Below are 23,287 nucleotides of genomic sequence, written 5' to 3'. Positions count from 1 at the left end.
AGTTGAAAAAAGCCTGAAAGTTTTATTTTTCAGGCTTTTTTATTAGTTGTAAACACGAAGTGAAACCGCATCTAATTGTTCCACTCTATATTGTTTCATTGGATATTGCATGCCTTGGGCTTGACCCGAAAATAAACTATATCGAACATCATCACAAGGGCAAATTGCATCAATGCCACTTAAAGTCATAGTAGAACATGAACTCAAAGCTTGATTAGGACAAGCCGCATCAAAAGCAACGTAATTTCCACCAGTATTAAAGACAAAAATTCCTCTTACCCCAACTCCAGCACCACTAATATAAACAGCATTACTTGGAAACTGTAGTGAGCTATATTGTGGTAAGTTCATGTTGATGTTTACATTAAAACCATAATTTGGTAAATAAGGATTATTGTTTGTAAAGCTTTCTTTTTCACAACTAAAAATTAATGGTAATAAAAGAAGTAAGAGATATTTTTTCATGTTTTTTTCTAAGAATGATTAAACAAATTTAATTAATTCCTTTTGACAAAACATTACTTAGTATCATAAATTAATATTAAAAATAAATTACTATCTTTGTGAAAAGGAATCCCATGTAGGTGGGATTCTTTCTATTTTATAAACAATGAAGTTATGAGTACAGTATCTTATTACACCGCAGAAGGATTAAAAAAATTAAGAGACGAGTTAGACCAACTTAAAAGTATAGAGCGCCCTAAAGCGTCACAAGCTATTGCAGAAGCAAGAGATAAAGGTGATTTGTCTGAGAATGCAGAATATGATGCCGCTAAAGAAGCGCAAGGATTATTAGAAATGAGAATTTCTAAAATGGAAGAAGTAGTGGCTAACGCTCGTTTAATTGATGAATCGCAATTAGATTTATCAAAAGCATTAGTATTGTCTACTGTAAAGATTAAAAATCAAGCTAATGGTATGGAAATGAAATATACATTAGTAGCAGAAAGTGAAGCCGATTTAAAAACAGGAAAAATTTCGGTAACTTCTCCTATTGGAAAAGGATTACTAGGAAAATCTGTTGGCGAAGTAGCGGAAATCATCGTGCCAAACGGTGTATTGAAATTTGATGTTTTAGAAATTACAAGAGACTAATAATACATTAAAAATGGCTAGTATTTTCACTAAAATAGTAAACGGAGAAATTCCTTGTTATAAAATTGCCGAAGACGATAACTATTTGGCTTTTTTAGATGTGAATCCTAATGCAAAAGGACATACCTTATGTATTCCAAAACAAGAGATTAATAAAATCTTTGATATGGAAGAAGAGCATTATTTAGGATTGATGAAGTTTTCTAGAAAAGTAGCAAAAGCTGTTGAAAAATCAGTTGAATGTAAACGAATTGGTGTTGCTGTGGTAGGATTAGAAGTGCCGCACGTTCACGTACATTTAATCCCGCTTCAAGATATGGATGATATGCGTTTTCAAAGAAAAACAAGTTTATCACCAGAAGAATTTCAAGAATTAGCCAAGCAAATCGCTTTAAACTTATAAAAATAAAATCCCGATTCAATCGGGATTTTTTTATGTCGTTTTGTAGCTAATCTGCATAGTGGTTCCTTTGCCAATTTCAGAATGCGTTACTTTAATTTTTCCTTTGTGATATTCCTGAACAATTCTTTTGGTTAAAGACAATCCTAAACCCCAACCTCTTTTTTTAGTCGTAAATCCGGGTTCAAAAACTTTTGAAAATTGGTTTTTTGGAATTCCCTTTCCAGTATCGGTAATGCTGATTTTTACAATATCTTCTAATTCCGAAATTACAATATTCAAACTACCTTTTCCTTTCATCGCATCAATTGCATTTTTAACTAAATTTTCAATCGTCCAACTATGCAAAGCGGGATTAATATCAACATAAATAGGGTGTTCGGGAGCTTTAAAAGTAAAAACAATTTGCTGAGAAACTCGAGTTTGTAGATAATCAACTGTGTTTTTCGTGTCTTCGATAATATCGCGTTTTTCTAACACAGGTTCGCTTCCTATTTTTGAAAATCTATCGGTAATAGTTTGTAAACGCGTAATATCTTTTTCAATTTCAACAATGGTACTTTCTTCAACATTGTCTAATTTTAAAATTTCTAACCAACCAATTAAAGACGACAAAGGTGTTCCAATTTGATGTGCGGTTTCTTTTGCCATTCCGGCCCAAAGTTTATTTTGAGTTGCCATCTTAGTAGCACGATAAAAATTGTAAACAACAGCTCCAAACAAAATAATAATCAATAATAAAGCAATAGGATAATATTTTAATTTATTCAACAAAGGCGAATCTCCATAATAAACCAATTGATATTTACTATTTGAGCGCTCCATTTTGATGGGCTGATTGTCATTTTTTACCGAATTGAAATATTTTTTTAAAGCTATACTATCTTTAGAAATTTCTTCATCAATATTATTAAAATCAATGATATTTTCTTTACTGTCGGTAATAAAAATAGGAATGGTCGTGTTTTTTGTAATAATTTGCAAAGGAAGTTCTATGTCGGTATTTTCGTTTGCATTAGCAATCGTGGTAAGAGCGCTTGCCCAAAACTCCATTTTTGCTCGTTCCTCGTTTTTGAAAATTTGGAAAAAGTTATAGGTATTCCAAAGTATTAAAATTACTATGAAAAAGGAAGCTAATATAATAAACCAGCGCGTTATGTTTCGCCTTTCTGAAAACTGCATGTATTCGTATTTGAAGTAAAAATACTAAAATCCTTTTTAATTTGATGTTTATTCTTGTAATTGAACTTGTAATTCTTTGTTATCTTTGTAAAAAATAGTTTCAGTATGTTAAGCATCGATCCAAAAGAAATAGCGCCAGCAAAATTACAAGGATATTTACAAAGTGCAGTAGCGCCAAGACCTATCGCTTTTGCAAGTACTATGGATAGTAATGGAAATCCAAATTTATCGCCCTTTAGTTTCTTTAATGTGTTTAGTTCTAATCCGCCGATTTTGATTTTTTCGCCAGCAAGACGCGTGCGTGATAATACTACAAAACATACATTAATCAACGCTCAAAACACTAAAGAAGTCGTAATTAATGTTGTGAATTATGATATCGTACAACAAATGTCGTTATCAAGTACCGAATATCCAGATGGTGTAAATGAGTTTGAAAAAGCAGGATTTACGATGCTAAAATCAGACAAAGTAAAACCATTTCGTGTAGCAGAAAGTCCAGTGCAATTTGAATGTAAAATCAACGAAGTGATTGCTTTAGGCGACCAAGGAGGAGCAGGAAATTTAGTAATTTGTGAAGTGGTAAAAATTCACATCAATGAAGCCGTTTTAGATGCAACAGGAATGATTGACCAACACAAAATTGATTTGGTTGCACGAATGGGAGGAAACTGGTACAGCCGTTCTAATGTAGGGATGTTTGAAGTTGAAAAACCATTGACAACTTTAGGAATTGGAGTAGATATGATTCCTGATTTCATTAAAGAAAGTGGCTATTTTACGGGTAATGATTTAGGAAAATTAGGAAACATAGAAAATATTCCAACCGAAGAAGAAATTGCTATATTTGTAAAAGAAAATTTTGAAGTCAAAGCGGTTTTAAGTGCCGATGATATGGATACAAAATTTCAAAAAGCAAAAGAGTATGTAGATAATGGAAGGGCTATTGATGCTTGGAAATTGTTATTAGCAAAAAAATAAATTTAAGTATTATGGAAGTTTTAGGAAGAGTAAAATTAATTAATCCTGTACAACAAGTAAGTGCTTCTTTCAAAAAAAGAGAACTTGTAGTTACTACAGAAGAGCAATATCCTCAACACATTTTGATTGAGTTTGCACAAGATAAAACAGATTTGTTAAACAATTATAATGTTGGAGAACAAGTAAAAGTGTCTATCAATTTAAGAGGAAGAGAATGGGTAAATCCACAAGGAGAAACTAAATTTTTTAACTCTATCCAAGGTTGGAGAATTGAAAAAGTTCAAGCAGAAGCACCAAGTGCACCGCAAATGCCTCCAATGCCTGCATCAGAAGCATTTGAACCAGCAACTAACTTTAAAGAAGAAGAACACGACGATTTACCTTTCTAATAAGTTAGAAGTCGTAGGATGGAAGTCAGAAGTTTAAGTTATACTTGAATTTCTGACTTTTTTATTGAACTTGAAATTTGATATTGAACTTGTACTTTACCGAATGTATTTTTTAACTAAAGAATTATATTTTCCGCCTGTAGAAATGGCTTCTCCTGAAGGGATTGTAGCGGTTGGAGGAGATTTGTCACCAGAACGACTTGTATTAGCATATAAATCGGGAATATTTCCATGGTTTGAAGATGATGAACCAATTTTATGGTGGAGTCCACCTGAGCGAATGGTCTTGTTTTTCGAAGATTTGAAGATTTCGAAAAGCATGCGAAATATAATCAATCAAAGAAAATTCAAAGTTACTTTTAATACTGCTTTTAGAGACGTAATTTTAAATTGCAAAAAGATTTCCAGAAAAGATCAGCCAGGAACTTGGATTACCGACAATATGGTGGAAGCCTATTGTAAATTACACGAATTAGGAATCGCAAAAAGTGTTGAGGTTTGGCAAAATGACGAATTGGTTGGCGGTTTGTATGGCGTTGATTTAGGTCACGTTTTTTGTGGTGAAAGTATGTTTTCAAAAGTGTCTAATGCTAGTAAATTAGCTTTTATTGCGTTAGCAAAACAATTAGAAATAGCAAACTATCATTTATTAGATTGTCAAGTCTATAACGACCATTTAGATAGTTTAGGTTGTGTAGAAATTGACAGAGAAGATTTTTTGATGGTGTTGAAAAGTGAATATTGAACATATTTGAATTAATTTTATTAAGTTTATAAAATTTAAAACATATAAAATTTGAGAATAATAACTACAATATTTTTTTGCTTAGTTCTTCAAAGTATTTTTTCACAAAATAATTTTGATCAACGATTGCAGTATTTCATAGAAAATTCTCAATATGATTCTGCGAGAGTAATTATACTTAGTGAGCTTCGAAATGAAAAAATCAGTTACAAGAAAAAAGCTTCAATAAAAATTAGATATGCTGAAGTTTTAAAATCCTTAGCAAAATCCGATAGTTGTTTTTATTATCTTGAAAGTGCAGAAAAGACTTTTAGTAAATTAAATGATACTAATGAACTATTCCGTATTTTTGTTGTAAAGGCTGAAATTTCGAGATATATAGGCAATAGAAATTTAGCAAATGATTTTATTTATAAGGCAGAAAAATTATTTTTAAAAAGTAATAATTCGGAATATAAATATTACTATTTAAATAGACGAATAGCAATTTTGGCACAATATTATAATAATATTCAAGATTCTGTTGTAAAAATACACAAACTGAGTAATTTAATTCTTGCCGATCAAGTTAAAATAAAAGATAAATCAATTATTGTTTATACTTTAAATGAAATAGGTTTTTTAAGTTTTGTTGAGGAGCCTAAAACAGCTCTTTATTATTTTCTAAAAGCTTTTAAAGTAGCCGAAAAATATGATACAAAAATAGCATATGTTGACGTTTCTATCAATTTAGGTAGATATTACCAACAAAAAGAGGGCTATTTCTCAAAAGCAATTTATTATTATCAAAAAGGATTAAAGAAAGCTAAAGAAATAAACAATCTTTGGCAAATGCAACAGATTTATAATGAATTAAAAAACACTACTTTTTTAAGTAAAGATTATGAAAACGCCATGCATTATTCAGATTCATTAAATGGGATTAATATTCTATTAAATGAATATGAAAATAGGAAAAAATATGAATTTTTAGAGAATAATTATATTATTCAAAAGAAAGAAAAAGAACTTGTTGCATCAAAAAAGAATCAATTATTATTGTTTGTTATTCTACTTTTTTTATTTACTGGTTTGGCAACTTTATGGTTTTATAGTAACAAAATAAGAAAATCAAAAAAAACGCTCGAAAAATTAAATACAGAAAATGAGTTTTTAATAAGTGAAACCAATCACCGTATTAACAATAACTTACAATTAATTAGTTTATTGATAAATGAAACGATTCGAAAAAATAAAGCTCAGAATAAAGAAGATAAAGATTTAATTAGATTGCAATCCAAAATTCAGTCTATTGCTTTATTACATCGAGAATTGTATGCTTCTAAAGATAAAAAAACGCTAGATTTACAATTGTATTTTACAAAAATTGAAGAGAGTTTTTCTGAAATCTGCATTAATGAAAATATAATTTTAAAATTAAATGTAGACAGTGTTATTAGTGATTCAGATTCTGCAATGTATATGGGTTTGATGGTGACAGAATTAATAATGAACTCTATAAAATATGCTTTTAAAGAGGACCAAATAAAAAATATTGCAATTGAAATAATAAAAATTCAAGATCAGTTTGAATTTAGCTATTCTGATAATGGACAAAAAAATAAATCTCAAGAAATAAATCCAATTTTGGTAAAACAATTATGTCAACAAATGGGAGTACACCCTGAAATAATTATCAATAATGGGTTTCATTTAAGTTTTAAAAAATCATTATAAAATGACTAAAATATTAATAGTTGAAGATCAAGTTTTAATTGCTAATTACATCAAAAATTTACTAAATGATAATGGTTTAAATGATGTTGAGTTAGCTTTTACAGTTGAAGAAGCGACGGAAAAAATGAATCTAACCAAACCAGATATTGTTTTATTGGATATCAATCTTCATGGTAAAGATACTGGAATTTCATGGGCAAAAGAATTTGCAAAAAATAAGCAAATTATATTTATTACTGGTCAAACGGAAAAAGAAACCATGCTAAAAGCTTTTGAAGTAAATCCGGTAACATATTTGACTAAGCCAGTTAAAGAATCTGATTTAATTGCTGCTATTGAGTTGGCTAACGTTAAAAATAAGATTAATTATATAATTGTAAAAAATGGTTTTGACGAAGTCAAAGTGAACTATGAAGATATTCTTTTTCTAAAAAGTGACAAGAATTACGTTGATATTCAATTAGTAAATAAAACCATAACAATACGAAATACATTGGATAACTTTTGCAAAGAATTAGATGATGATTTGTTTTGTAGAGTTCATCGTTCTTATGTTGTAAATAAATCTAAAGTTACCCAAAAAAAAGCATCTTCCATAAAAGTCAACGACTTCGAATTGCCGATTTCAAGAAATTTTTCATTTGATTTCTAATTTCGTCCACAAATTATTGCTGTTTATCCCAAGAAATCAAAACGCATTCACATTAGTTATATTTTTGATATGTAAATTGGATATCTAATTTATGTGGATTAATAATTTGTCTTTTTATTAGATTTTTAATAAAATTTTTAAAATTTAAAGTAAAAAATATGTACAAAACAATTACTAAATTAAAGACTTTAATATTGTTTCTTTTTGTATTCGGTATTAGTATTGCAAATGCTCAAGTCAATATTGTAGGATGGAATGGGTCCTTTTTTTCGTATCAAAGCACAAACAACTCAACATATTGGAGAAATCCGTATGCAAATACAGGAATTGCTGCAAATAATGGTATTTCATATATGAGTACTTTTGGCGGAGTTTCTCCAGCTACAGCTTCAGATGCTTATGGAACTGGTAATCAAATCATTTTTAACGAAAACCCCGGGACAGGTTGGGAAAATGGAACTGGACTTAAAGGCTATGTCTTTAGTTTTAGTACCTTAAATTACCAAACTTTAAATTTTTCTGGTAAAATGGCTGGTTCTACTTCCTTTGCTTCGTTTATGGGTGCAAGAGACTTTAAATTACAATACAGTTTAGATAATACAAGTTGGACTGATGTTTCTGGTGGTGTTTTTACAGCTGGTGTAGCAAATAGTTCATCTATTTCTTTTAATACAATTTCAAATATTGTATTACCTTCTGCTTGTGATAACCAATCTGTGGTGCATTTAAGAGTAATTATGACTTCTAATTTTTCTCCTACTGGAGCTACTGCTTCAGCTAGCGGACAAACTTATGTTGACGACTTTTTGGTTACAGGTATTTCTATGAATGCAGCACCAACAAACATAACACTTTCTACTACTTTAATTAATGAAAACGTTGCGTCAAATTCAACTGTAGGAACATTAAGTTCTACAGATCCTGATGCAGGAAATACGTTTACTTATTCATTAGTTGCAGGAGCAGGTAGTACAGATAATGCTTCATTTAATATCAGTGGAAGTAATTTGAGAATTACATCAAGTCCTGATTTCGAAACAAAAAATTCTTATGCAATTCGTCTTAGAACAACAGACCAAGGAAGTTTAACGTATGAAAAACAGTTTACAGTCACAATTAATAATGTAAATGAAACGCCAACAGATATGGCGCTTTCGACAACTTTTATTAATGAAAATGTAGCAGCCAATTCAACCGTTGGAACATTAAGTTCCACGGATGTAGATGCAGCAAATACGTTTACATATACTTTAGTTGCAGGAACTGGAAGTAGTGATAATGCTTCTTTTAACATTTCTGGCAGCAATTTAAGAATTACTGCTAGTCCAGATTATGAAACAAAATCGTCTTATAATATCCGTTTAAGAACTACAGACCAAGGCGGTTTATCTTATGAAGAACCATTTACAATAACAATAATCGACACTAATGATTCGCCAACAGATATATCACTTTCAGCAACATCAATTAATGAAAACGTAGCTGCAAACTCAACTGTAGGAACATTAAGTTCTACAGATCCTGATGCAGGAAATACGTTTACTTATTCATTAGTTGCAGGAACAGGAAGTACTGATAATGGTGCTTTTAATATTTCTGGAAACAATTTAAGAATTACTGCTAGCCCTGATTTTGAAACGAAATCATCTTATGCAATTCGTGTTAGAACTACCGATCAAGGAAGTTTAACTTTTGAAAAGCAATTTACCATTACTATTAATAATGTAAATGAAGCACCAACAGATATTTCACTTTCAGCTACAGCAATAAACGAAAACGTAGCAGCCAATTCAACAGTTGGAGCATTAAGCACTACTGATGCAGATGCTGCGAATACATTTACTTACACATTAGTTGCAGGAACAGGAAGTACAGACAATGCTTCGTTTAATATCAGCGGAAATAATTTAAGAATTACTGCTAGCCCTGATTTTGAAACGAAATCGTCATATTCAATTCGTGTTAGAACAACTGATCAAGGAAGTTTATTTTTTGAAAAACAATTTACAATAACGATTAATAATTTAGCTGAAACACCGGCAACTCATTTAAAATTTGATGGAGTAGATGATTTTGTTTCAGTTGCTACACCATTTACAACTTTCACAAATGCCATAAGTGTTGAATTTTGGATAAACCCAACTGCTACTTTACCAGTTGGGGCAGGTTTTGGCCAAGGAACTTCTGGAGTAGATAATATGACAAACAATGTTTGGTTAGTACACGGACAAGGTGATGGAACATTTGGATTCTATGTAAATGATAATGGAACTTGGAGATCTGTAATTTCAACAGCAATGACATTAAATACTTGGCAACATTATTCTTGTGTTGCAGATGCAACTGGGGTAAGAATTTACAAAAATGGTGTTTTAAATGCTAGTTCGGCAATTGGTATTTCATCAGGAATAAGATCAAATGCTTCAGCGCAATTACATATTGGGAAAGATGTTAGATACGCAAATAATGCTGGTAGAAATGCAAATGCAAGTTTTGATGAATTACGTGTTTACAATGTTGCCATAACTGCAGAACAAGCTAATGGTAGAAAAAATTGTGAGTTACAGGGAACAGAAACTGGTTTAGTTGGTTATTATAAATTTAATCAAGGAAATGATGCAAGTGCTAACCCTACAGCAACAACATTAACAAATTCAGTTTCTGGTGGTGCAAATGGAACATTGACAAATTTTGCTCTAACTGGATCAATTTCAAACTGGTTGGCAGGTTCACCTGTAACTACAGGTTCAGTAATTCCTTCAGTAGCAACTGTATCTACACCAGTGATTTATAATCAAGGCGATACTGCTACAGCATTAACGGCTACAACAGGTGGTACAGGTTTGTTATGGTATTCTGTTTCTACTGGTGGTTCGGGTAGTGGTACAGCTCCAACGCCAAGTACAGCAACTGTTGGTTCAACATCTTACTGGGTTTCTTCTACTAATGCAAATGGTTGTGAAAGTGCAAGAACAGAAGTTGTAGTTACGGTAAATGCTTTAGTTCCCGCAACTAATTTAAATTTTGATGGAACAAATGATTATGTTACTATACCAACTGCTGCATTGAATAATTTGCCTCAAGGTACCATTGAAGCTTGGGTATTTGTAAATGGATTAGATAATCAAACCATTTGCGCAAAACAAAGTAATTCTGAAAATTCTTACGCCATTTTTTCAATAGGCGGTGGAGCAGCTGCAAACGGGAAAGTTTTTTATCAAGCTAAAAATGGAAGTAGTATGGTAAGTACTGCAACTTTAACAACTGGTCAATGGTATCATCTAGCAGTTGTTTTTACAAATTCACAGGCTAAGCTTTTTGTAAATGGTATTTTAGATAATACGGTTTCTGGGGATTTTAGTTTGCCAAACGATTTAAGTGTTACAGCGACTACATTAGGAGCTTGGTTAGGCGATGGTGGAGGTCAATATTTAAACGGTAGATTAGAAGAATTTAGAGTTTGGAATATTGCTTTAACAGATTCTGATATATTAAACACAAAAGATTGTGAGTTACAAGCGTCCCAAAATAATATAGTTTCTTATTACAAATTCAATCAAGGAAATAATAACACATCAAATGCGGGAGTAACAACTCTTATAGATGCAACAACTAATAGTTATAATGGAACTTTGTCTGGATTTATTTTAACTGGAACAACATCAAACTGGGCTTCTGGATCGCCAGTAACATCTGGAAACACATGTGCAAGTATTGTTTTAGGTAATTCTAATTTCGAATTAAATTCAGTAATTGAATTATATCCAAATCCTACTTCTGGAATTTTGAATATTGATTCTCAACAAAATGTTACTGTTGAAGTATATGATTTATTAGGGAAGTTAGTATTAAATCAAAAAATATCAGTTGGAACAAACAGTTTTGATATTTCTAACTTCAATACTGGAGTTTACATATTAAAAGTTACAAATGGTAATGGTAATACTCAAACACATAAATTAATTAAGAATTAATGAAGTTATTTTATAAATACAAGTTTGAGTTTTTATTAATATTACTTTATGTATTATTAACTTTACTCGGTATTTATATTTATAGTTTATAATAAAAAGGCTGTCATTTGACAGTCTTTTTTGTTTTAAAATTTTGGTAACGTTCTCACATACAATTCTTCCACTTTTTTTCTTGCCCAATCTGTTTTTCTCAAGAACGTTAAGCTTGATTTTACCGATGGATTTTCCTTAAAACATTTGATGTTGATTAATTCGGCTAAAGTATCAAAGCCATAGAAATTTACTAATTGTTCTACAATTTCCTTTAAAGGTTTTCCGTGAAGTGGGTCGTTACTCATATTTTTATTTTCTTGTGTGGCAATCTACAACATGGTCATTCACCATTCCAGTAGCTTGCATGTGGGCATACATTACTGTTGAGCCTGCAAATTTGAATCCGCGTTTTTTTAAATCTTTGCTTAATGCGTCTGAAATTGGCGTGGTTGCTTTTACTTCTCCTAATGTTTTTGGTTGGTTGTCAATTGGTTTTCCATCAACAAATCCCCAAATATATTTTGAGAAACTTCCAAATTCTTCCTGCACTTTTATAAAAGCTTGAGCATTGGTAACGGTGGCTTTAATCTTTAATTTGTTTCGAATAATTCCTGAATCTTCTGCTAATTCCGCCATTTTATCTTCTGAATAATTCGCTATTTTCTTCAGGTTAAAATTATCAAATGCTTTTCTGAAGTTTTCTCTTTTGGCTAAAACAGTATACCAACTTAATCCTGCCTGAAATGTTTCTAAAATCAAAAATTCGAATATTGTTTCATCATCATAGACTGGTTTTCCCCATTCGTTATCGTGATAATTTCGATATAAATCATCTTTTTCGCACCAAGCGCATCTTTGTTTAGTTTCCATGTTTTTCTGCTCCTAAATAGTTATCAATTAAATAATGTCCGAGATAAATTAAAGGTGTTAAGCAAATAGCTATTCCTAATTTAACTGAATATCCTGTAAATGCAGATGCTACAAATGTTTCGCCATTTATTTTTCCAGGCAACCAAAAGGCAATACCCAAAACAATAAAGCTATCAAATAATTGTGAAATCACGGTAGAACCTGTACTTCTCAGCCAAATCATTTTTTTACCCGTTCTGTTTTTTACAAAATGAAAAATAGTAACATCAATTAATTGGGAAACTAAGAACGCTGTGATGCTTCCTACAATAATCCACATGCTCTGACCAAAAACGGCATTAAATTGTTCGTCAGAAATTAAGCCATCTCCTTTTACGGCCGGAATTTGAAGTCCGATAAGTAAAAGAAAAAATGTGTATGCAATTAATCCAGCGGTTATGAAAGATAATTTTTTTACGCCTTTTTCACCAAAATACTCGTTGATTAAGTCGGTTGTGATGAATACAATGGGCCAAGGCAAAATTCCTAAACTCATTACGGTATTTCCAACATGAATTAATTTCCCGCCAATTAACTCTGCTACTAAAGCGTTAGTGATAAAAATACCTGCTAATACAACGTATATGATGTCTTTTTTTCTTTGAAACATTGCTATTGTTTTATCAAAAGTAGGAGAATTATAACATAAAAAAAACTTCAACCCTAAGATTGAAGTTTTTATATGTTTTGAATTAGGAAAATTATCCTAAAGCAACTCTTTTGAATCCAGAAACAGTTAAGTTAGCTTCTACAGATTTAATGTAAGCAGCAACACTCATAGAACCGTCTTTGATATAATCTTGGTTTACTAAAGTATTGTCTTTGTAAAAACGTTGGATTTTTCCTTTAGAAATGTTTTCTAACATTGCTTCTGGTTTACCTTCAGCTCTTAATTGCTCTTTAGCGATTTCGATTTCTTTTTCAATAATTGCAGCATCAACACCAGCTTCGTTTAAAGCAATTGGGTTCATTGCAGCAGCTTGCATTGCAACGTTTTTAGCAGCTTCGTCAGCTCCTTCAACATTTGCAGATAAAGCAACTAAAGTAGCAATTTTACCAGCGTGGATGTAAGATCCAACAAAAGCACCTTCTAATCTTTCGAAAGAACCTACTTCAATTTTTTCTCCAATAACTCCAGTTTGCTCGATTAATTTCTCAGCAACAGTGATTCCACCGAAGTCAGAAGCTAATAATTCTTCTTTAGTAGCATAGTTTAATGCTTGGTTAGCTAAATCTGTAGCTAATTTTACGAAAGATTCGTTTTTACCTACGAAGTCAGTTTCACAGTTTAATGTAATTGCTACACCAGCTGTTTTGTCAGCATTGATAACAGCAATAGCAGCACCTTCAGTAGATTCTCTATCAGAACGGTTAGCAGCTACTTTTTGACCTTTTTTTCTTAAGTTTTCGATAGCTAAATCGAAATCTCCTTCTGCTTCCACTAATGCTTTTTTACAATCCATCATTCCAGCACCAGTGATAGTTCTTAATTTATTTACGTCTGCAGCAGTAATATTTGCCATTTTGTATGTTTTTTATTTGTTGTTTATAAAAGTAAAAATTCCAATTACTAAATCCCAAATTCCAATTTTACTAAATTGCTAACTAAAAGTTACAACAAGTTTGGAATTTGGAATTTAATTCTTGGAATTAATTGATTTATGCTTCAGTTTCAGTAGCAGGAGCTTCAGTAGCTTCTACTTCTTTAGCTGGTAATTCATCTTTTTCAACTTTTCTATCAGAAAGACCTTCTACTAATGCAGCAGATACTAAAGATAAAATTTTATCGATTGATTTAGAAGCATCGTCATTTGCAGGGATAACGAAATCAATTGGACGTGGATCCGAATTCGTATCAACCATTGCGAAAACTGGAATGTTTAATTTTTGAGCTTCTTTAATCGCGATATGCTCAGCTTTAACGTCTACTACAAAAAGAGCTGCTGGAAGTCTAGACATATCAGCAATAGAACCTAAGTTTTTCTCTAATTTTGCACGTAAACGATCTACTTGCAATCTTTCTTTTTTAGATAAAGTCATGAAAGTACCGTCTTTCTTCATTCTATCAATAGAAGCCATTTTCTTAACAGCTTTACGGATAGTTACGAAGTTAGTTAACATACCACCAGGCCATCTTTCAGTGATGTAAGGCATGTTACAAGCTGCTGCTTTTTCAGCAACGATATCTTTCGCTTGTTTTTTGGTAGCAACGAATAATACTTTTCTACCAGATGCAGCAATTTTTTTCAAAGCTTCGTTAGCTTCTTCAATTTTAGCTGCAGTTTTATATAAGTTAATGATATGAATACCATTACGCTCCATATAAATGTAAGGAGCCATGTTTGGATCCCATTTACGAGTCATGTGTCCGAAATGTACACCTGCTTCTAATAACTCTTTAACGTCAATTTTGTTTGCCATTGTGTAATAGTTTACGTTCCGTGATTAGCAATTTTCAAGTAGTCACTTGCGTTGGTCTTGAAAATTTAGATGCTAAACTAATTCCCTTTTTACAAGGAATATCGACAACTTTGTTTTTAATTCAATTTTAATTGTAAAAATGTATCTGAAAAAATATTCTGATAAATATCGAATATTAACGTTTCGAGAATTGGAATCTCTTACGCGCTTTTTTCTGACCGAATTTTTTACGTTCAACCATTCTAGGATCTCTTGTTAATAATCCTTCTGGTTTAAGGATAGCTCTGTTTTCAGCCTCAACTTCACACATTGCTCTAGCAATAGCCATTCTCACAGCTTCTGCTTGTCCTGTTGAACCACCACCATATACGTTTACTTTAACGTCAAAGTTTGATGCATTTTCTGTCATAGACATTGGTTGCATAACTTTGTACTGTAAAGTTGCAGTTGGGAAGTAGTTAGTGAATTCTCTTTTGTTTACAGTGATTTTTCCTGTTCCTTCTGAAACATAAACACGTGCAACAGCGCATTTTCTTCTACCGATTTTGTGAATAACTCCCATTACTTAAGATCGTTTAGGTTAACGGTTTTAGGTGTTTGAGCAGCATGTTTGTGCTCAGAACCTACATATACATTTAAATTACGGAATAATTCAGCACCTAATTTGTTTTTAGGTAACATTCCTTTGATAGCTTTTTCTACTAATAATGCAGGGTTTTTTTGTTGCATTACTTTAGCAGTTAAAGTTCTTTGACCTCCTGGGTAACCTGTGTGTCTGATGTACGTTTTGTCATCTAACTTGTTACCAGTAAGGTTGATTTTTTCTGCGTTGATAACAATTACGTTATCCCCACAATCAACGTGCGGTGTATAACTTGGTTTGTATTTACCTCTTAAAAGCATTGCTACTTTTGTAGATAAACGACCTAAGTTATGCCCTTCAGCGTCCACAACAATCCACTGCTTGTCTGCAGTTGCTTTGTTGGCTGATACTGTTTTGTAGCTTAATGTGTTCACAATAATTAATTTAAATTAAACATTCCATTCCCAATAAAGGGAGTGCAAAAGTACAATTATTTATTAGAATTGCAAACCACTTATGGAAAATATTATTTTTTCTAATTTGTTAAACATCATGTCATTAAATAAATTTCAATTGAAGTTGTTTTTTTAAATTACAGAAATACACTATTTTTACCTCTTAACTTTTATATATGAAAGCAAAAGCAACTCTAAAACAAATAGCCCACGAATTTGGCGTATCAATATCTACTGTTTCTAAAGCATTAAGTGATAGTCCAGAAATTAGTGAAGCTACCAAAATAAAAATTCAAGAGTATGCCGCTTTGCAGAATTACAAACCTAATAGTATTGCCAAGAATTTAAAAAATCAGCGTACTAATACTATAGGTGTAATTATTCCTAATATTCTAAATCCATTTTTCGCGAAAGTTTTCAGTGGTATTGAGAAAGAAGCTTTGGCAAAAGGGTATAATGTGATTACAGGAATTTCAAACGAATCTTTCAATAAAGAGCAACAAGTTATGGATATGCTCAACAATGGAACTATTGATGGTTTTATTGTGGCTATTGCCGAAGAAACGCAATCCTTAAAAGAATACAAACATTTTAAAGACATTATGAATAGCGGAACACCTATCGTTATGTTTGATAGAGTAGCCGATGGTATCAATTGCGATAAAGTGGTGGTAGATGATTTTGACTCGGCTTATGATGCTACTTCGCATTTGATAAAATTGGGGAGTAAAAAAATAGTCTTGCTTTCTACGATTCAAAATTTAAGTGTTGGGAAATTACGATTAGATGGATATAAAAAAGCCTTAACAGATGCTAATATGTCAATTGATGAAAACCTGATTATTCAAGAAACGTCCATTGAAGATTTCGATGTAAAATTGCAAGAGTTGATTTCCTCAAAAAAGATGGATGCTGTTTTTGCTTTAGACGAACATAGTTCCACCATGACAATGCGAATGGCGCTAAAACAAGGAATCAAAATTCCAGAAGAATTAAATATTATTGGTTTTGCCGATGGTGTTTGGTCAAGACGATTAACTCCGAGTTTGTCAACCGTGAGCCAACACGCACCAGAAATTGGAGCCAAAGCAGCCGAATTGTTAATTCACAAACTCAATTCAAAAGACGAGTTCTATCAACCGCAAACTGTTGTGATTAAAACAGAGTTGCGTCAGAGAGAATCTACACGTAAATCATAATTGTTTCGCTTTATCATCCTTCCAAGTAATGTAACCTAAAATCGCATTGAACATATAAAACACATATTTTGCCGTGTTGGCAATGTTCATTAGCATTACATTCTGTACAATTTTGAATAAGTTATACACTTGCCAATTAATCCAATTGTCGGGATACATTCTTCCTATATTAAAGGTGCCACCAAAACTAATTCCGGCCGGAATAGCGATGGCGAAAAATAATTTCCAATCAATCGCTTTATCTGAGAAAGTGGTAAAAGCAATGTAATTCAGTACTAATGAAAGTAGTAAGCCTATTGCCATATTTCGGAAAAAGATACCATCAATCGCATTCAAATATTGTTTTTTCTTCCAAATTCTAAAGGCAAAATAATTTCCAAAAAACGAAACAGGATACGTTAAAATGGCGCCAATATTTCCTAAAAGATAATCAATACTTCCACTTAATAAGGTGTTACAAGTACTGATTAAGTTCCCAATGTTGTTTTTCTTGGTCACCAATCGCGTTGCCATCATCGATAGACACGTGTTTAAAATGGAAAAGTAACCTAAGTAAAACGAGTAATTCTTTCCACTGAAACTAAAATCGTACGTAGTTTTATAATATTCTAAATACACTGAAACGCTCACCACCAAAACCACTCCAATGATATCGAGATATTTACTATTGGTAATACTTTTGATGGTAGCGATGGTGTTCTGCATGTTATTCTTTTGTAAAGTTGAATTTCGTTCCGCCTTGATTTAATATAAAAGAGTTGTCTCCGAAAACCATTTCAATTCCTGCAGCTGCAAAAACGAAAGTCTTTGCTTCTCTAAATGTTAGTGGAAATGCGCCTTGTCCTGTTGCTTGAGCAAATAATTCGCCATTCTTTTCTGAAACGGTAATTTTTAAAGGAATTTCTTTTGAAGCATAAGTTCCAGTAAATTTTGCTAATTCACCTTTATCCATTTTCATGAACTGTGGAAACGGAAATGGCATTTTGTAATAAATACTTAGGATTCCAATGATAATATCATTTTGTACAAAATTATCGCCATTTGAAATTATTGAAAAACTCATTTTTTCCGTTGGATAATAACCTAGCATTGAACTGAAATTTTCAATTCTTCCACCATGACCATAAAAACGTCTTTCGCCAAAAGGAAACTGAATCAATGCTTTTCCATAACCTTCTTTAATTTCTTTCATTTGGTCTAAAGAAGTCGGGTTAACTAATTTTCCATCGAAAAGTGCATAAATAAACTTCGTTAAATCGGCTGGAGTTGAAGTAATTCCGCCAGAAGCAAACGCTATGGAATTGTGGTTTTCATACGATTTCACCCAATTGGTTCCATCAAAATAATAGGAATAACTTTCTTTGTTTGCTGTATTTGTAGCTTCTTCTCTGAAATAAGTGGTTGGAACAAAAACTTTATTGGTAACCGCGCCTTTAGCAGTCATTTCGGTTTTATCTTCAAAAGTTCCTAGTTCCACTTTTTTTACGATTCGATTTAGTAAATTTTCCTCGTATGATTTTTTTGTCAATTTTTCGATGATACATCCCAAAATGAAGTAATTAGAATTGCTGTATTCATATTTACTTCCTGGTTCAAAATTCGATTTATAAGATGTTATTACTTTTAAAATATCTTCTTTTGAATGTTTTTTGTCAATTACTTTATGAAATGTGGAATCTTGGTTGACAAAATCCACAATTCCGGTTCTATGATGCAATAAATCGTAAATCGAAATCTTTTCAGCGTTTGGCATTTTTGGATAAAAACGATTCAATTTGGTTTGAAGTGTTAATTTTTTCTCTTCAATCAATTGCATTAGCATTACAGCCGTGAAAGTTTTAGAAATAGAACCTATTTTGTAACGTGTAAAACGATCAGCCTTGATGTTCTTTTCTACATCGGCAAAACCATAGGCTTTGTTGAAAACCACATTTTCACCTTCGCGAATGGTTAACGAACCCATGAATTTGTTGTTTTCATTCAAATAGTTCAGCAAGCTATCAATTCGTGTGAATTTATCTTGAGCAAAAGTGAAAGTAGTGAATGCAAATACAAAAAGTAATAGTAATTTCTTCATGATTTTTTGTTTTTACTAATTAGTAGCTAATGTATGATTTCGTTACTGATTTTTGATTTTTTTGAATTCTAAAAACGAATATACAATCGGAACAATACTAATAACGGCAGTAATTCCTAAAAAAGTATACAATTGCATTTCGTTTGGTAACAAAAATGTCAATGCCATTAGAAGTCCACCAATGAACCAAAGTTTACCACCCATTATGTGAGTTTTTTTCCAAACTTCTTCGTTTTCTAATGTCCAAGGGGTTTTGATGCCAATGAAATAATTTGGTTTTATGGTTTTGAAATAATTACCTAAGAAAGCAAAAAGCAAGCCAATAATTGCAAACACAAAGCCAGGATTACTGCTTTTTTGTTGCACACTGTACAAAATAAAAACCGCTAAACCCGACATGAATAAAGTAAGAATCATTCGTAAATTATTCAGTTTGTTGCCCATGTTTTGTAATTTTTGCTTTGGATCTATGAACGGAATCACTAAAAAGATGATGTAAGTAATTCCTACCAACATAAATAGCATGACAAACAATTCTTTTTTATCGCCATAACGGTCAATTTCTCCAGCTCCATTCCAATGCATCGGAACTTTTTCGGGTAACCGATTCCAAATGTAAATTAGATAAACAAAAGGAATTAAAGCAATTGCTAAAAACGGAATTTCTTTTTTAAACTTCTCCATACTTTATTTTTTTAGAGTAATAATCCATTGTAAAATGTCGTCAACAATTGTAGTGTTTAAAGAATAGACTACAAATTGCCCTTTTTTCTCGCTCGTGACTAAATCGGCACGTTTTAAAATATCCAAATGATGCGAAATACTAGGTTTTGAAATATGAAATTGGTCTGCAATATCGCCAGCCGTCATTTCCTGTTTGCGCAGCAATTCCAGAATATCTCTTCTGGTTTCGTCGTTTAAGGCTTTGAAAATTGCGTTCATATTAATTTATATATTTAGACAAATATCTAAATATTATTTCAAATAGCAAAATCTTTTCAAAAAATAAACCCGATAGGTTTCAAAACCTATCGGGTTTGTAATAAATATTTGAGACTTCTTATTCAATTACATCATGGACTAAATATGAATTTAGTGTGATTTCTTTATTATTGTCTTTTGTAAATGAAATCTCATCAATAGTTTTACCTTTTTGGTAAATAGTTGTTATTTCCATACTATATTTTGTCTCATTAACATCATTTTTTGTAACACTAGAAGTTTGAGTTTTATTGATGTCAACTTTAATTATTTCTCCATAGTCTTGTAAATTTTTCTTAACTAATTTGCCAAGTTCTTCTTTAGCAATAGACTTGTCTAAGTAACTGCTAATTTTGATTGTATCTTTATTAGACAATTCTTCATAAAATTTAGTTGCTAATCCTTCAGCAAATTTAATATCTTCAGGAGCATTGTTTTTTGTTGTTATGTTATCACATGAAGCTAAAATTGCTAAAACGGCTACTAATAAAATTTTCTTCATTTCTAAATATTTGTTTTTAATTGTTAATATACACTGCCAACTGCGACTGTCCACTGACCACTTTTCTAATGCGCTTCTAACCAGTTTTTACCCAGACCAATTTCCACATCTAACGGAACGGCCATTTTGAAAGCGTTTTCCATTTCGTGTTTGATCATTGGTTGAATTTTTTCTAATTCGGAGTTGTGTACATCAAATACTAATTCGTCATGTACTTGCAATAGCATTTTTGATTTCCAATTTTCAGCCGTAAGTTTTTTGTGTATGTTAATCATCGCAATTTTAATGATATCCGCAGCCGAACCTTGAATGGGCGCATTTACCGCATTTCGTTCCGCACCGCCACGAACAATTGCGTTGGCTGAGTTGATGTCTTTCAAATAACGTCTTCTTCCTGAAATTGTCTCCACATAACCGTTTTCTCTAGCAAAATCCACTTGCGAAGTCATAAACGATTTTAATTTTGGATACGTTTGATAATACGCTTCAATTAATTCCGCGCTTTCTTTTCGAGATAAGTTGGTTTGGTTGCTCAATCCAAAAGCCGAAACGCCATAAATAATTCCAAAGTTTACGGTTTTAGCATGACTTCTTTGCTCTTTTGTAACTTCGTCTAAAGGCACATTGAATACTTTTGCAGCCGTACTTTTGTGAATGTCTTCGTGATTTTGAAACGCTTTAATCATATTTTCTTCACCACACAAAGCAGCAATAATACGCAATTCAATTTGAGAATAATCGGCAGAAAGTAAGGTGTAATTTTCATCGCGAGCAATGAAGGCTTTTCTTATTAATCGTCCTTTTTCGGTTCGAATAGGAATGTTTTGTAGGTTTGGATTTGTAGAGCTCAAACGACCAGTTGCAGCCACAGTTTGCATATAATCGGTATGCACTCTTCCTGTTTTTTTATCGACTTGATTTGGTAATGCATCAATATACGTACTTTGCAATTTCACCATTTGACGCCATTCTAAAATATCGCGCACAATTTGATGTTCGTTAGCCAAATAACTCAACACTTCTTCACCAGTCGCATACTGACCGGTTTTGGTTTTCTTTTGTTTTGCACCACCAATTTTTAGTTTGTCGAATAAAATATCACCCAACTGTTTTGGAGAAGCCAAATTGAATTTCTCACCAGCGGTTTCATAAATTTGTTGTTCAAACGCATTGATTTCTTTTTGCATGTCAACCGACATACTTTTTAGAAATTCTACATCTAAGCGAATACCTTCTTTTTCCATATCAGCTAAAACTGGAACTAACGGAATTTCGATTTCGTCAAACAATTTTTTTGTGCCTACTTTTTCTAAAATCGGTTGAAAATGTTCTTTTAATTGGAAGGTAATATCAGCATCTTCAGTTGCATATTCTTTGATGTCTTCTAATGGAACATCGCGCATCGACAATTGATTTTTGCCTTTTTTACCAATTAAAGTTTCAATCGATTTTGGCGCATATTTCAAATACGTTTCCGACAACACATCCATGTTATGACGCATATCAGGATTAATCAGATAATGCGCAATCATGGTGTCGAATAATTTACCTTTGACTTGCATGTTGTAATTCGAAAGAATTTTCAAGTCGTATTTCATGTTCTGACCTATTTTTTCGATGGTTGAATTTTCGAAGAATGGTCTGAATTTTTCAATTAGAATTTGAGCTTCTTCCTGATTTTCGGGAAACGGAACATAAAATCCTTTTCCTTTTTCGAAAGAGAACGACATTCCTACTAATTCTGCATTTAAAGCATCAATTCCAGTAGTTTCAGTATCAAAACAAACCGAAGTTTGATTTAATAAATTCTGTAACAACAATTTTACAGGCAAATCACCTTGAATAATTTGGTAAAAATGCGTGGTATTTTCTAACGTTGCATAATACGAATGATTCGCTGTTGGTTCAACCGATTCATCGCTAAAACCAAACAAATCGAATTGGTCTTCGTTTGATTTTTTAGCTGGCGCTTTTTTTATGGGTTGTGGAATTTCAGAAGTATTTCCGTTGGCATCAATTTCGTCGTATTCTTTCCCAGATCCAAATAATTTATCAAACTGCGCTTTCATTTGACGGAATTCTAATTCCTGAAACAAAGCATCGGTTTTCTCCACATCTGGTTTCGATAATTCGTAATCGTCAGCATCAAATGTCACCGGACAATCGAGTAGGATAGTGGCTAATTTTTTGGATAAAATCCCCAATTCTTTATTAGCTTCGATTTTATCTTTCATTGCACCTTTTAGCTGATGCGTATTCGCCAATAAATTTTCTAAAGTGCCATATTCGGCTAAGAATTTCTTCGCTGTTTTTTCACCCACACCAGGTAATCCTGGAATATTATCGGCAGAATCGCCCATCATTCCTAAAAAATCAATTACTTGATCAGGACGCTCGATTTCAAATTTTGCTAAGACTTCAGGAATTCCCCAAATCTCAATATCATTCCCCATTCGGGCGGGTTTATACATAAAAATATTTTCCGAAACTAATTGTGCAAAATCCTTATCTGGCGTCACCATGAATACTTGAAATCCTTCTTTTTCGGCTTGTTTCGCTAATGTTCCAATTAAATCATCGGCTTCAAAACCTGCTTTTTCGATAATTGGAATATGCATCGCCTTCAATAATTCTTGAATATAAGGAACCGCAATTTTAATTGCTTCTGGCGTTTCGTCACGGTGCGCTTTGTATTCTTGATACATTTCAAAACGATAATCGCTTCCGCCTTTATCAAAAGCCACCGCTAAATGGTCAGGTTTTTCGCGCTTAATTACGTCCATTAGAGAATTCATGAATCCCATAATGGCAGAAGTATCCATTCCTTTAGAATTGATACGAGGATTTTTTATAAAAGCATAATACCCACGAAAGATAAGCGCGTAAGCATCAAGAAGGAAAAGACGTTTTTGTGACATTGTTCTGAAATTTCATTAAAAATGTAAAAGTACAATTCTTTGCTTAAAAAAACTTTGTTAAAATTCATTTAATGC

At 32.2% G+C, this 23,287-nt stretch carries 24 protein-coding genes; 9 read left to right on the top strand and 15 right to left on the bottom strand.

Features of this window, described 5'->3' with window-relative positions; genetic code table 11:
- Positions 1–42: 42 nt before the first annotated feature.
- Complete coding sequence (locus C8D80_RS06265; RefSeq protein WP_133608492.1) at positions 43–465, bottom strand: Rieske (2Fe-2S) protein; 423 nt, start codon at positions 463–465, stop codon at positions 43–45.
- A 153-nt stretch (positions 466–618) separates the two neighbouring features.
- Here C8D80_RS06265 and greA point away from each other — a divergent pair, with 153 nt between their 5' ends.
- A complete protein-coding gene (gene greA, locus C8D80_RS06260) occupies positions 619–1,095 on the top strand; it encodes a transcription elongation factor GreA (RefSeq protein WP_008255985.1) in 477 nt (158 codons plus the stop codon).
- A 13-nt stretch (positions 1,096–1,108) separates the two neighbouring features.
- Positions 1,109–1,498 (top strand): HIT family protein, encoded by a 390-nt coding sequence (locus tag C8D80_RS06255; RefSeq protein ID WP_133608490.1) that lies wholly within the window; start codon positions 1,109–1,111, stop codon positions 1,496–1,498.
- A gap of 30 nt (positions 1,499–1,528) precedes the next feature.
- Here the strand turns inward: C8D80_RS06255 and C8D80_RS06250 are convergent, their stop codons facing one another.
- On the bottom strand, positions 1,529–2,677 hold the full coding sequence (locus tag C8D80_RS06250) for a sensor histidine kinase (protein WP_133608488.1): 1,149 nt from the start codon (positions 2,675–2,677) through the stop codon (positions 1,529–1,531).
- A gap of 105 nt (positions 2,678–2,782) precedes the next feature.
- Here C8D80_RS06250 and C8D80_RS06245 point away from each other — a divergent pair, with 105 nt between their 5' ends.
- The 6 genes from C8D80_RS06245 (at position 2,783) to C8D80_RS06220 (ending at position 11,134) form a co-directional block, all read left to right on the top strand.
- Positions 2,783–3,658: a flavin reductase family protein gene (locus C8D80_RS06245; RefSeq protein ID WP_133608486.1), complete on the top strand. Its 876-nt coding sequence runs from the start codon at positions 2,783–2,785 to the stop codon at positions 3,656–3,658.
- Positions 3,659–3,669: 11 nt separating this feature from the next.
- Positions 3,670–4,047, top strand: a complete 378-nt coding sequence (locus tag C8D80_RS06240) for a DUF3127 domain-containing protein (RefSeq protein ID WP_133608484.1) — start codon at positions 3,670–3,672, stop codon at positions 4,045–4,047.
- 103 nt (positions 4,048–4,150) lie between these two features.
- Positions 4,151–4,792 carry a leucyl/phenylalanyl-tRNA--protein transferase gene (gene aat / locus C8D80_RS06235; protein WP_133608482.1) on the top strand — a complete coding sequence of 214 codons (642 nt, stop codon included), beginning with the start codon at positions 4,151–4,153 and terminating at the stop codon, positions 4,790–4,792.
- Between the two features lie 51 nt (positions 4,793–4,843).
- Positions 4,844–6,508, top strand: a complete 1,665-nt coding sequence (locus C8D80_RS06230; RefSeq protein WP_133608480.1) for a sensor histidine kinase — start codon at positions 4,844–4,846, stop codon at positions 6,506–6,508.
- A 1-nt stretch (position 6,509) separates the two neighbouring features.
- The gene (locus C8D80_RS06225; protein ID WP_133608478.1) at positions 6,510–7,160 is read left to right on the top strand and encodes a LytR/AlgR family response regulator transcription factor; all 651 of its coding nucleotides are present in this window, start codon (positions 6,510–6,512) and stop codon (positions 7,158–7,160) included.
- Positions 7,161–7,318: 158 nt separating this feature from the next.
- Entirely contained in the window at positions 7,319–11,134 is a 3,816-nt protein-coding gene (locus C8D80_RS06220; RefSeq protein ID WP_133608476.1) for a LamG-like jellyroll fold domain-containing protein, read from the top strand.
- 125 nt (positions 11,135–11,259) lie between these two features.
- On the opposite strand, the gene C8D80_RS06215 is transcribed toward C8D80_RS06220, so the two are convergent.
- The 7 genes from C8D80_RS06215 to rplM all read right to left on the bottom strand — a co-directional run bounded on the left by C8D80_RS06215 (position 11,260) and on the right by rplM (position 15,514).
- Positions 11,260–11,472: a VF530 family protein gene (locus tag C8D80_RS06215; protein ID WP_133608474.1), complete on the bottom strand. Its 213-nt coding sequence runs from the start codon at positions 11,470–11,472 to the stop codon at positions 11,260–11,262.
- Between the two features lie 4 nt (positions 11,473–11,476).
- Positions 11,477–12,037 carry a DNA-3-methyladenine glycosylase I gene (locus C8D80_RS06210; protein ID WP_133608472.1) on the bottom strand — a complete coding sequence of 187 codons (561 nt, stop codon included), beginning with the start codon at positions 12,035–12,037 and terminating at the stop codon, positions 11,477–11,479.
- Positions 12,027–12,686 carry a queuosine precursor transporter gene (locus C8D80_RS06205; protein ID WP_133608470.1) on the bottom strand — a complete coding sequence of 220 codons (660 nt, stop codon included), beginning with the start codon at positions 12,684–12,686 and terminating at the stop codon, positions 12,027–12,029. The genes C8D80_RS06210 and C8D80_RS06205 overlap by 11 nt, the downstream gene beginning before the upstream one ends.
- 91 nt (positions 12,687–12,777) lie before the next feature.
- On the bottom strand, positions 12,778–13,599 hold the full coding sequence (tsf, locus tag C8D80_RS06200; RefSeq protein WP_133608468.1) for a translation elongation factor Ts: 822 nt from the start codon (positions 13,597–13,599) through the stop codon (positions 12,778–12,780).
- Between the two features lie 136 nt (positions 13,600–13,735).
- On the bottom strand, positions 13,736–14,497 hold the full coding sequence (gene rpsB / locus C8D80_RS06195; protein ID WP_041124303.1) for a 30S ribosomal protein S2: 762 nt from the start codon (positions 14,495–14,497) through the stop codon (positions 13,736–13,738).
- 175 nt (positions 14,498–14,672) lie between these two features.
- Positions 14,673–15,059, bottom strand: coding sequence for a 30S ribosomal protein S9 (gene rpsI, locus C8D80_RS06190; RefSeq protein ID WP_008256015.1), 387 nt, complete (start codon positions 15,057–15,059; stop codon positions 14,673–14,675).
- Complete coding sequence (rplM, locus tag C8D80_RS06185) at positions 15,059–15,514, bottom strand: 50S ribosomal protein L13 (RefSeq protein WP_133608466.1); 456 nt, start codon at positions 15,512–15,514, stop codon at positions 15,059–15,061. Before rplM ends, rpsI begins: the two co-directional genes overlap by 1 nt.
- Before the next feature lie 197 nt (positions 15,515–15,711).
- Here rplM and C8D80_RS06180 point away from each other — a divergent pair, with 197 nt between their 5' ends.
- Positions 15,712–16,734 carry a LacI family DNA-binding transcriptional regulator gene (locus C8D80_RS06180; protein WP_133608464.1) on the top strand — a complete coding sequence of 341 codons (1,023 nt, stop codon included), beginning with the start codon at positions 15,712–15,714 and terminating at the stop codon, positions 16,732–16,734.
- Here C8D80_RS06180 and C8D80_RS06175 read toward each other — a convergent pair.
- The 6 genes from C8D80_RS06175 to polA form a co-directional block, all read right to left on the bottom strand.
- The gene (locus tag C8D80_RS06175; RefSeq protein ID WP_133608462.1) at positions 16,729–17,439 is read right to left on the bottom strand and encodes a nicotinamide mononucleotide transporter family protein; all 711 of its coding nucleotides are present in this window, start codon (positions 17,437–17,439) and stop codon (positions 16,729–16,731) included. The genes C8D80_RS06180 and C8D80_RS06175 overlap by 6 nt on opposite strands.
- 1 nt (position 17,440) lies before the next feature.
- Positions 17,441–18,811 carry a serine hydrolase domain-containing protein gene (locus C8D80_RS06170; RefSeq protein ID WP_133608460.1) on the bottom strand — a complete coding sequence of 457 codons (1,371 nt, stop codon included), beginning with the start codon at positions 18,809–18,811 and terminating at the stop codon, positions 17,441–17,443.
- Between the two features lie 42 nt (positions 18,812–18,853).
- On the bottom strand, positions 18,854–19,495 hold the full coding sequence (locus tag C8D80_RS06165; RefSeq protein ID WP_133608458.1) for an SdpI family protein: 642 nt from the start codon (positions 19,493–19,495) through the stop codon (positions 18,854–18,856).
- Between the two features lie 3 nt (positions 19,496–19,498).
- On the bottom strand, positions 19,499–19,753 hold the full coding sequence (locus C8D80_RS06160; RefSeq protein WP_008256034.1) for an autorepressor SdpR family transcription factor: 255 nt from the start codon (positions 19,751–19,753) through the stop codon (positions 19,499–19,501).
- A 118-nt stretch (positions 19,754–19,871) separates the two neighbouring features.
- Positions 19,872–20,294: a hypothetical protein gene (locus tag C8D80_RS06155; RefSeq protein WP_133608456.1), complete on the bottom strand. Its 423-nt coding sequence runs from the start codon at positions 20,292–20,294 to the stop codon at positions 19,872–19,874.
- Between the two features lie 65 nt (positions 20,295–20,359).
- Positions 20,360–23,212: a DNA polymerase I gene (gene polA / locus C8D80_RS06150; RefSeq protein ID WP_133608454.1), complete on the bottom strand. Its 2,853-nt coding sequence runs from the start codon at positions 23,210–23,212 to the stop codon at positions 20,360–20,362.
- Between the last annotated feature and the right edge of the window lie 75 nt (positions 23,213–23,287).

It is taken from the genome of Flavobacterium cheniae, assembly GCF_004363695.1.
GTDB classification, from domain to species: Bacteria; Bacteroidota; Bacteroidia; order Flavobacteriales; family Flavobacteriaceae; genus Flavobacterium; species Flavobacterium cheniae.
This window is presented reverse-complemented; position numbering and strand designations above follow the sequence as displayed.

What these genes read in the sequence shown, in the direction of transcription:
- rpsI (WP_008256015.1), bottom strand. Translation starts at nt 15,059, where the DNA reads ATGGGAGTTATTCACAAAATCGGTAGAAGAAAATGCGCTGTTGCACGT.
- tsf (WP_133608468.1), bottom strand. Translation starts at nt 13,599, where the DNA reads ATGGCAAATATTACTGCTGCAGACGTAAATAAATTAAGAACTATCACT.
- polA (WP_133608454.1), bottom strand. Translation starts at nt 23,212, where the DNA reads ATGTCACAAAAACGTCTTTTCCTTCTTGATGCTTACGCGCTTATCTTT.
- C8D80_RS06245 (WP_133608486.1), top strand. Translation starts at nt 2,783, where the DNA reads ATGTTAAGCATCGATCCAAAAGAAATAGCGCCAGCAAAATTACAAGGA.
- C8D80_RS06165 (WP_133608458.1), bottom strand. Translation starts at nt 19,495, where the DNA reads ATGGAGAAGTTTAAAAAAGAAATTCCGTTTTTAGCAATTGCTTTAATT.
- C8D80_RS06265 (WP_133608492.1), bottom strand. Translation starts at nt 465, where the DNA reads ATGAAAAAATATCTCTTACTTCTTTTATTACCATTAATTTTTAGTTGT.
- C8D80_RS06210 (WP_133608472.1), bottom strand. Translation starts at nt 12,037, where the DNA reads ATGGAAACTAAACAAAGATGCGCTTGGTGCGAAAAAGATGATTTATAT.
- C8D80_RS06215 (WP_133608474.1), bottom strand. Translation starts at nt 11,472, where the DNA reads ATGAGTAACGACCCACTTCACGGAAAACCTTTAAAGGAAATTGTAGAA.
- C8D80_RS06255 (WP_133608490.1), top strand. Translation starts at nt 1,109, where the DNA reads ATGGCTAGTATTTTCACTAAAATAGTAAACGGAGAAATTCCTTGTTAT.
- C8D80_RS06170 (WP_133608460.1), bottom strand. Translation starts at nt 18,811, where the DNA reads ATGAAGAAATTACTATTACTTTTTGTATTTGCATTCACTACTTTCACT.
- rpsB (WP_041124303.1), bottom strand. Translation starts at nt 14,497, where the DNA reads ATGGCAAACAAAATTGACGTTAAAGAGTTATTAGAAGCAGGTGTACAT.
- C8D80_RS06175 (WP_133608462.1), bottom strand. Translation starts at nt 17,439, where the DNA reads ATGCAGAACACCATCGCTACCATCAAAAGTATTACCAATAGTAAATAT.
- C8D80_RS06180 (WP_133608464.1), top strand. Translation starts at nt 15,712, where the DNA reads ATGAAAGCAAAAGCAACTCTAAAACAAATAGCCCACGAATTTGGCGTA.
- C8D80_RS06240 (WP_133608484.1), top strand. Translation starts at nt 3,670, where the DNA reads ATGGAAGTTTTAGGAAGAGTAAAATTAATTAATCCTGTACAACAAGTA.
- greA (WP_008255985.1), top strand. Translation starts at nt 619, where the DNA reads ATGAGTACAGTATCTTATTACACCGCAGAAGGATTAAAAAAATTAAGA.
- C8D80_RS06225 (WP_133608478.1), top strand. Translation starts at nt 6,510, where the DNA reads ATGACTAAAATATTAATAGTTGAAGATCAAGTTTTAATTGCTAATTAC.
- C8D80_RS06250 (WP_133608488.1), bottom strand. Translation starts at nt 2,677, where the DNA reads ATGCAGTTTTCAGAAAGGCGAAACATAACGCGCTGGTTTATTATATTA.
- C8D80_RS06220 (WP_133608476.1), top strand. Translation starts at nt 7,319, where the DNA reads ATGTACAAAACAATTACTAAATTAAAGACTTTAATATTGTTTCTTTTT.
- aat (WP_133608482.1), top strand. Translation starts at nt 4,151, where the DNA reads ATGTATTTTTTAACTAAAGAATTATATTTTCCGCCTGTAGAAATGGCT.
- C8D80_RS06205 (WP_133608470.1), bottom strand. Translation starts at nt 12,686, where the DNA reads ATGTTTCAAAGAAAAAAAGACATCATATACGTTGTATTAGCAGGTATT.
- C8D80_RS06155 (WP_133608456.1), bottom strand. Translation starts at nt 20,294, where the DNA reads ATGAAGAAAATTTTATTAGTAGCCGTTTTAGCAATTTTAGCTTCATGT.
- C8D80_RS06160 (WP_008256034.1), bottom strand. Translation starts at nt 19,753, where the DNA reads ATGAACGCAATTTTCAAAGCCTTAAACGACGAAACCAGAAGAGATATT.